Annotated in this window: 8 protein-coding genes and 2 pseudogenes; 4 read left to right on the top strand and 6 right to left on the bottom strand. The window is 45.7% G+C overall.

Going from position 1 to position 8464, the window contains the following annotated elements; genetic code table 11:
* Nucleotides 1–129: pseudogene (locus O9332_RS10140) on the bottom strand (helix-turn-helix domain-containing protein); the annotation flags it as partial.
* Nucleotides 130–292: 163 nt separating this feature from the next.
* Here O9332_RS10140 and O9332_RS10135 point away from each other — a divergent pair.
* Complete coding sequence (locus tag O9332_RS10135) at nucleotides 293–667, top strand: DUF433 domain-containing protein (protein WP_002758892.1); 375 nt, start codon at nucleotides 293–295, stop codon at nucleotides 665–667.
* The gene (locus tag O9332_RS10130) at nucleotides 664–1056 is read left to right on the top strand and encodes an ACP S-malonyltransferase (protein WP_149988453.1); all 393 of its coding nucleotides are present in this window, start codon (nucleotides 664–666) and stop codon (nucleotides 1054–1056) included. Before O9332_RS10135 ends, O9332_RS10130 begins: the two co-directional genes overlap by 4 nt.
* A 412-nt stretch (nucleotides 1057–1468) precedes the next feature.
* On the opposite strand, the gene O9332_RS10125 is transcribed toward O9332_RS10130, so the two are convergent.
* Together O9332_RS10125 and ctpA are read right to left on the bottom strand one after the other, a co-directional pair.
* Nucleotides 1469–2773, bottom strand: a complete 1305-nt coding sequence (locus tag O9332_RS10125; RefSeq protein WP_002758894.1) for an ABC transporter substrate-binding protein — start codon at nucleotides 2771–2773, stop codon at nucleotides 1469–1471.
* Nucleotides 2774–3247: 474 nt separating this feature from the next.
* Complete coding sequence (gene ctpA / locus O9332_RS10120) at nucleotides 3248–4486, bottom strand: carboxyl-terminal processing protease CtpA (protein WP_002758895.1); 1239 nt, start codon at nucleotides 4484–4486, stop codon at nucleotides 3248–3250.
* 59 nt (nucleotides 4487–4545) lie between these two features.
* Between ctpA and O9332_RS10115 the strand changes: the two genes are divergently transcribed.
* On the top strand, nucleotides 4546–4761 hold the full coding sequence (locus tag O9332_RS10115; protein ID WP_223212993.1) for a hypothetical protein: 216 nt from the start codon (nucleotides 4546–4548) through the stop codon (nucleotides 4759–4761).
* A pseudogene (locus O9332_RS28030) lies at nucleotides 4679–4885 on the top strand (hypothetical protein). Before O9332_RS10115 ends, O9332_RS28030 begins: the two are co-directional and overlap by 83 nt.
* A gap of 242 nt (nucleotides 4886–5127) precedes the next feature.
* On the opposite strand, the gene fba reads toward O9332_RS28030, so the two are convergent.
* From fba to O9332_RS10100, 3 genes are all read right to left on the bottom strand, one after another.
* The gene (fba, locus tag O9332_RS10110; protein ID WP_002744497.1) at nucleotides 5128–6207 is read right to left on the bottom strand and encodes a class II fructose-bisphosphate aldolase; all 1080 of its coding nucleotides are present in this window, start codon (nucleotides 6205–6207) and stop codon (nucleotides 5128–5130) included.
* Between the two features lie 132 nt (nucleotides 6208–6339).
* Nucleotides 6340–7467, bottom strand: coding sequence for an aldo/keto reductase (locus tag O9332_RS10105; protein ID WP_002758897.1), 1128 nt, complete (start codon nucleotides 7465–7467; stop codon nucleotides 6340–6342).
* Between the two features lie 235 nt (nucleotides 7468–7702).
* Nucleotides 7703–8203, bottom strand: coding sequence for a bifunctional nuclease family protein (locus tag O9332_RS10100; RefSeq protein ID WP_002758898.1), 501 nt, complete (start codon nucleotides 8201–8203; stop codon nucleotides 7703–7705).
* Nucleotides 8204–8464 lie beyond the last annotated feature (261 nt).

Raw genomic sequence — 8464 nt, 5'->3', positions numbered from 1 at the left:
CTCGGTTAGCATTGAAGAAGTTTGAGCGTAGCCTACTCTTTCTTGCTTTTCGTACCAAGCTTGTGTTCGTTCGTGGAGAGCTTTGTTGTCAACTAATCTTACACAGCCCAATGTGCGCCTAAATAGGGACTATTTTTCGGGTTTGGGTTAAAATCGTTAATAATTGGCTTTTTCAATGTCTAATATTTTAGCATATATTTCGTAAACGATGCTAATATTTAACAGCAAAGCCAACCTAAAACGGCGGGGTTTCAGACCCAAATTTTCGATGAAATTCTAGAAGGTTATGAGTATGGTTCTGGTATCCAACGGGCAATCAGCTATTATTCGTACAGAGCGTGGATTGACAATCGCCGGTACGCGAATTACCCTTTATGATGTTATGGATTACCTAAAGGCTCAGTATCCCCCCAAGCTGATTCGTGAAAAACTTGGTCTTAATGATAGACAGATTGATTCAGCCCTAGCATACATTGAGACTCATTGTACTGAGGTTGAAGCCGAGTATCAAGAATGCTTGCAGACAGCGACAGAAATTCGTCAATACTGGGAAGAGCGAAATCGTGAGCGATTTGCCAAGATTGCGGCGATGCCCCCTAAGCCTGGTCAAGAAACCATTCGTGCGAAGCTTCAAGAGTGGAAAGCACGCATTGAATCTCAATCATGAACTTTCTGATTGACTACAACTTAACGGGCGATGTTGTTTTATTCTGGGGAACCCTCTCAGCAGAAGGATGGCTTGATCTTTTGCCCATCCGCTTCTTCACCTTTCAGGATGTTGGATTGCCGATGGATAGTAGTGATCGGGTTGTTTGGCAATTTACTCAAAACACTCAGATGATTTTAATTACAGCAAATCGAAATATGAAAGGAATTGATTCGCTGGAACAAACCATACGTGAAGAAAATACACCCGCTTCCCTGCCAATTCTGACAATTGGAAACCCTGATCGCTTTGATGAAAGTAGCTATCGGCAAAGATGTGCTACCCGCTTGATTGAGATTTTATTTGATCTAGAAAACTATATGGGAGTCGGTCGAATTTTCATCCCATAAGACTGTTGGGGAAATTCAGGGACTTTTTCCCTGAAAATTAGGTAATTGACCCCCTCAAAATCTGTAAAACCCCACACCCCACACCCTACACCCTACACCCTGCCCCTAGGAAAAACTTTTTCAGCAGACCCTAATTAAGACAGGTAAATGAGTCAATTTCACCCACAACGATGATCTTTTTTTTGTGTAGTTTTGTTGCAAAAAAAAAGTTTTTTTGACAAAAAGCACAAAGTATGAATGATGAATTATGAAGTGGGGTAGTGAAGTAGTGGGGAAGTGGAGCATTTGGCTGAAATTTCCCTAAACCCCTAAATCCCTATCACCCTATCCCCTACCTCCTGCCGACCGCCGACCGCCGACCGCCGACCGCCGACCGCCTCCTGACTCCTGATCACTGATTACTGATTACTGATTACTGATTAGGTGTCACCTGATCGATAACCTTGAGAGTCCCGTCATCCTTGACAGTCCAGACATCGTAACTACCGACCACATCGCCATTTTCATCGATATCCACATTGCCACTGGCCCCCTGATAGTTAATATCCTCGCCTTTGCGAATCATTTCCATGGCTTGACAAGCATCGGTTACTTCCGTCCCCGGACCGTTAGCCACCTCACGAATCTTGCTTTGAATCCCTTCACCAGTGTTAGATTTAGCCGCCTCGGCTGCTAACATCAATAAAACCGCCGCGTCCCAAGTATGGGGAACAAAAGCGGTGACATCCTTGCCAGTTTTTTCCTTCCAGAGAGTAGTAAAAGCGCTTAAAGCTTGACCGTCGGCCCCAGGGACTGTACCTAGGGCGCCGGCAATAATTGACTTACCATCGGTTCCTTTCCCCACCTGTTTGGTGAAATCTTCCGAATAAACCCCATCGGTGAGGAGGACGGTAACTCCTTTGGTCAATCCCTGTTTATAGGCCGCTTGCAGTAATAAACTGCCCGTTTCAGCGTAAAGGACTGCCGCTACAGCATCCGGTTGGTTAGCGAAGGCAGCCGCTGCTTCACTATCGAGAGTGGCAGCTTTCGGGTCATAACGGACAGGATTTTGCTTATTAGTGATAGTGCCGCCTAATTTATCGAAAGCGCTCACAAATTCCCGTTCAAATCCGACTCCGTAATCGTTATTGATCACGACGGTGGCCACATTTTGAAAACCCTTTTTCTTAGCTAGGACCGCTAAAGCTTGAGCTTGGTAGGTGTCCGGGGGAGCCGTCCGCGCCCAAAAACCTTGAAAATCGCCTTTTTTCGCCCTGTCAGTAAATACAGGACTGGTGCTACCCGGAGAGACTAACATAACTTTCTTTCTCACCGCCACATCGACGGCTGCTCCTGAGACGCTACTGGCAAAGGAACCGATCACACCGGCTACTTTATCCACCTCCGCTAGTTTCGTCATCGCTGAAGCACCGGCGGCGGGATCGGTTTGGTCATCTTCTTTCACGAGGGTGACGGGTTTGCCATTGACTCCACCACAGGCATTGATAGTCTCTACCGCTAGGGCGGCTGCTTCGGGCATATTTTGACCAATAGCGGCTAAATCTCCAGTAATGGGCAGTAATGCTCCTAATTTTAGTCCCTCATCACCGGGGGCAGTGGTGGTGGGACTAGAGGCGTTGTTATTCGGGGTTTGGGCATTATTACAAGCGGTTAAAAAATTAGCTAAGAGGCTGATACTCAGGGTTAGGGCTAGGGGCGATCGAATATATCTCTGCATGGCAGTAAAATCAAGGATGAGTCAAGGTTGCAAGACTGAAAAGCCCGGACTGGGAAAATTCTAATCGATGTTAGCATTCTCTTCAAATCAAACAGGTTTCCATCTTAATTTAGATATTGATGGAAAAAATGGCTAATTTGTTCGATCTATGCCGTCGGGTGTGGGGTGTGGGAAGTTTTTTCAGTGATCAGTAAACAGTAAACAGTAAACAGTAAACTGAAAACGGTTCTTTTTGTTTGTCTTAGGCAATAAACGGGGCTATAAGGGATAAAACCCTTATATATAAAGACATTGATGCGATCTTTGTTAATTGTTTTCCCTCTCTAACGAACTAATCAATTAAGTCTCTTGCCAGATAAGGATTTAGTCGATTTATGCCCCCCGATCGAACTATACCAAGTAACGAAGAATCCTGAAAACTCGCATCTGATAACTGATAACTGATAACTGGTAACTGATAACTGAAAACCCCACTTAGGAAGCTTTGGCTAAAACGGTGTTCTGGTTTAAAAACTGAATTGCCGTTTGGTATTGACTATCTTTTTCGGTGCCGATTTCCTGATATGTGATCGGTTCCTGTGCCACCACTTGATCCGGGATAATTCCTAACTTATGAATATCATGGTGGGCGGGAGTTTCATATTTCGCCACGGTAATCGCTAATCCTGCCCCATCGGGTAACTCGAATAGGGACTGAATTAATCCCTTACCGAAAGTCTTTTCTCCCACTAAAACCCCTCGCTGATTGTCCTGTAATGCTCCAGCTAAAATCTCGCTGGCGCTGGCGGTTCCCTGATTGACTAAAACGACTAAAGGCGAGTCGGTTAAAGCATTGCCAGAAGCGGCAAAACTATCGGCAATTCCCTCGCGATTAACCGTATAAACAATCGTTCCCTGATTAATCCACATCCGAGCGATTTCTATGCCCGCTTGCAGTAAACCACCGGGGTTATTTCTTAAATCTAAAATATAACCCTTTGCCCCTTGTTTTTGTAAATCTGTCACCGCTTCCGAGACTTCTTTGGCAGCGTTAGCACTAAATTGATTTAAGCGCACATAACCGATGGGCAAGGAACTAGAATTTTTATCTAAAACCGCTACCACTGGACTTAAAGAAATCCGTTGACGGGTTAAAGATAGGGTTTTTGGTTGACTTTTTTGATAGGGAAGAATGACTAAGGAAACTTCTGTTCCGGCGGTCCCGCGCATTTTGGCTGCTGCTACATCGAGGGTTAAAGTAGTGGTATCGATGCCATCAATAAACAAAATGCGATCGTGGCTAGTCAAACCAGCGGCCTCGGCAGGAGAACCGGCAAGGGGGGCAACTACTTCTAAGTAACCATTGTCGGGATTGATATTAATTTGCAGTCCTACCCCCGATAATTCCCCCGTGGTGCTAATTTGTAGGTTATGGTATTGATCCGGTCGCAGGAGACGGGTAAAGGGTTCATCGAGGGTGGCTAACATCTGTTCGATCGCATTATAGGCCGCCGTCCGATCGTTGAGGGGTTTTTTGATGAATTGTTCCCGCACCTGCCACCAGTTTTGATGATTAAATGTGTCATCATAATAAGATTGGTTGACTAATCGCCAAGATTGTAGTAATAATTTTTGTTCTTCGCTAAAGGCGGCTGCTGTGGGTGTCCATGCCATCCAAGTCAGACAAAACCAAAATCCCACTAATAATCCCACCCACAACGATTTTTTTCTCATCTTGCTTCTCTTATAAATCAAGTGCTGATCTGCTGATTATTTTCAGTATAGTCTTTTCTCTGAAATCGATTGGCTCTCTTATTCTTTGTGTGATCAGTTTAACTTATATAGGAGCGATCAATCTTTGTGTCCTTTGTGTCTTTGTGGTTCGTTCCACTCGCTGGGTGCATCTCATTTTTGTAAATCTACCAATTGGGATTTTTACGGGGAAACTCTCGGCTAAGATCGGGCATTACTTTCGGTTTTATCGCTCAATCCCAGCTTTTGGGGGGTAGAACCCCCCAAACCACCCGTTTGGGTAGGGTTGATTCATGAATCAACCCTACCCAAACCCCGGAGCGCATGAGCTTTTCGGTGGGATGCTTACACCCAGCTGCTGATATATTTGTAATCATCTAAGAGTCACTGATAATTGCTGATTGTCGGTATTCCCGCAAATGTGAGATGCACCCCACTCACTCGCTGGCGGAACTGTATCTTAGAATACATTTTACCCACCAAACCCAAGAGAGCCATCGATTCTTATCTGACAACTCTTTCCCTTGAAGGCATTCCCATAAAAAAGAGGGTAGTTATGGTTAACTACCCCAAAAAATTCTCCTAGATCGGTGCCATTAAGCGATCGCTTAATTGTTCAGCTACTAGACAGCCACAACTTTTTTGCTGACTTGGGTTAATTGCCCTTTAGCATATTTGGCTGCGTAATCATCGAGGGACATTTGTTTGATTTTGCTGGCGTTACCGGCGGTACCAAATTGTTGATAGCGATCGGCACAAACTTTCTGCATATAGGTGATCGAGGGTTTCAGGAAGAAACGGGGATCAAACTCTTTCGGGTTGCTGAATAGTGCTTCACGAACTGCGGCGGTAATTGCTAAACGGCAGTCGGTGTCGATATTGATTTTACGCACACCACTCTTGATGCCTTTTTGGATTTCTTCCACGGGAACACCGTAGGTTTCGGGGATAGCGCCACCGAATTGGTTGATTAATTCGAGGAGATCTTCGGGAACCGAGGAAGAACCGTGCATAACCAAGTGAGTATTGGGTAAGCGGTTATGAATTTCTTCAATACGGCTAATAGCGAGAATTTCGCCGGTGGGTTTGCGGGTAAATTTGTAAGCGCCGTGGCTAGTACCAATGGCTACTGCTAAAGCATCTACTTGAGTTCTTTCGACGAAATCCACCGCTTCATCGGGATCGGTTAACAGCATCGAGTGATCTAATTCCCCTTCAAAACCGTGGCCGTCTTCCGCTTCTCCTTTACCAGTTTCTAGGGAACCTAAACAACCGAGTTCTCCTTCCACACTAGCACCGATCGAGTGGGCAACTTTTACCACTTCAGCAGTAACGTTAACGTTGTACTCGTAGGTGGCGGGAGTTTTAGCATCCGCTTCTAAGGAACCATCCATCATGACGCTGGTGAAACCGTTACGGATGGCCGAGTAGCAGGTGGCGGGTTCATTACCGTGATCTTGGTGCATCACGATGGGGATATGAGGATAGGTTTCCACCGCGGCGGTGATCAAGTGACGCAGGAAGTTTTCCCCTGCATATTTGCGCGCACCGCGAGAAGCTTGTAGGATAACGGGGCTGTCGGTGGCTGCCGCCGCTTGCATGATCGCTTGGATCTGCTCCATATTATTTACGTTAAAAGCGGGGATGCCATATCCGTTCTCAGCCGCGTGATCCAACAATAACCGCATGGGGACGAGTGCCATATCCTTTACTCCTTAATCTATTTCTTGTTTTCTGTCTCTTTAAATTCAAGAAAGTTAATTCTCTTACCTGTTAATCTTAAGATAGTTTTTACACTTTGACGATCCCCAAAAAAAATTTTTTCGGGTTTCGTCCTAAGATGACCACAATCTCCGTTGCGGTGCGCCATTAAGTAGTTCGTGTGTATTAAATAGCAGCTGGGGAATTGGCAATTTTTCCGGGCAGCGAGGTAAACAATCACCACATTCAGTACAATTATTGGCCTTGCGTCCGGGGAACCAATGACCAGCATTTTCCAGCATTCGATAGCGATACTGGCCAAAATCGGTCATTTCGTAAGCTACTGCCAGATTCCGCAGTCTCAACACTTCGGGGATATTAATATTTTCGGGACAGGGTAAACATTGATAACATTGGCTACATAGATCTGTAGCCAATTTATCGGTTAAATGTGCCTCTAAACGCTTAAAAACGGCAATTTCTGCCGCATCTAGGGGCTGATCTCCTTCGCATACGTTAATAATTGCCTCTAATTCCTCTGGGATCGCTGCCCCGACGCTGAGGGTAGTAATGCGCGGATCGCTCAATAAAAAGCGATAATTTAGCTCTAAGGGTGAAAAAGGAGCGCATAATTCCTCTAGCTTCTTGGGAGGTCTGTGGAGACCACCTCCCTTATCAGCAGGGGAAATAATAAACACACCCATGTCCTTTGCTTGGGCTAAAGCGATCGCCGGTTGCTGTCTTTGCCAAAAAAAATAGTAATGGATATTGACAAAAGCGAAGAAATCTGTATTGATCGTCTCCAGAATAATTTCTAGGGGTGCATGGGTAGAAAAGCCAATATGACCGATTTTTCCAGCTTCTTGGGCCATAAAAACGGCTTTCATGCAGCCTTGCGGGTCTTTAATCCAGTTTAAATGCTCGCGGGTGTTAATACCGTGAATTGCTAGACAATCGAGGTAATTTGATTGTAATCGTTCTAGGGATTCGGCGATCGCTTTTTCCATAGTTTGGCGATCGGGAGTGGGGACCAATTTCGTAGTCAGATAAACCCGCTCCCGCACTCCTTGACGCTGCAGGTAGCGACCGAGAAAAACTTCGCTATTACCGTAACCTCTGGCTGTTTCTAGGTGATTAATCCCCAATTCTAGGGCGCGATCAACTGTTGCAGTAAACACCGACTCTGAGGACAAACAGCGCATTGTCCCCAGGGAAAACAGCGAAAATTGCCAATTAGTACGGCCAAATCGTCGATAACGCATTGATTCAGTTATCAGTTATCAGTTATCAGTTACCAGTTATCAGTTATCAGTTACCAGTTAGAAGGTATTGGGTGTGGGGTGTGGGGTGTGGGGTGTGGGGTGTGGGGTGATGGGGAAGTGGGGAAGTGGGGAAGTGGGGAAGTGGGGAAGTGGGGAAGTGGGGAAGTGGAGCATTTGGCTGAAATTTCCCTAAACCCCTAAACCCCTAAACCCCTATCTCCTATCTCCTGAATTTTCACTGATCACTAAAATCACCGTGACGTTGGATCAGGTCTGAGGGGCTAAGATTGGAGACGAAATTGCGAAAAGCTTGACGTTCCTGCTCATCCGCGTCACGATCGACAGGGATAGAAGCGGAAGCGATCACTTCTTCCATTACCCAGACAGGACTGTTGGTACGCAGGGCAATGGCGATCGCATCACTGGGACGACAATCGATTTCTTTTTTGACTTCGCCGCGCTGGAGACAGAGAACAGCATAAAAGGTATTATCTTGGAGAGAATGGATGATAATCTTTTCTAAATCCATGTCCCAAACTTTAAAAATATTAGCGATCAAATCGTGGGTGAGGGGACGAGGGGGTCTTTGTTGTTCGAGGACGGTGATAATGGCCTTAGCCTGATCTTGTCCGATGTAGATAGGTAGGGCGCGACGCTCGGAACCATCCTTCAGCAGTACAATGGGACTGCGAGTGATAGCGTCTAGGGCAATTCCAGCGACTTTCATTTCGATCATGACTATGGCTTCTCCAATATAGAGATTCAGCTAGGGAAGGAGTGGGAAAGCAAACTGAATAATATGGTGCTTCGTTACACTCACAGTATGCCCTAAGATGGCAGGGATTAGCCTCATCTTTATTGACATCCTCGCCGCCCTAAAAGTGCGGCGATTCCTAAACCTCACGATTTAAGTTTCTGCTTCCACCACCGTCGCATACCACAGTTAAAAAACCATGTACTGTCTTACACAGAGTCCACAGACTTTCGCCCCATTTCA

Origin of the sequence: Microcystis sp. LE19-10.1B (genome assembly GCF_027530565.1) — a bacterium.
Classification (GTDB): domain Bacteria; phylum Cyanobacteriota; class Cyanobacteriia; order Cyanobacteriales; family Microcystaceae; genus Microcystis; species Microcystis aeruginosa.
Note: the sequence above shows the minus strand (reverse complement) of the source record. Positions and strands in the feature narration are given on the sequence as shown.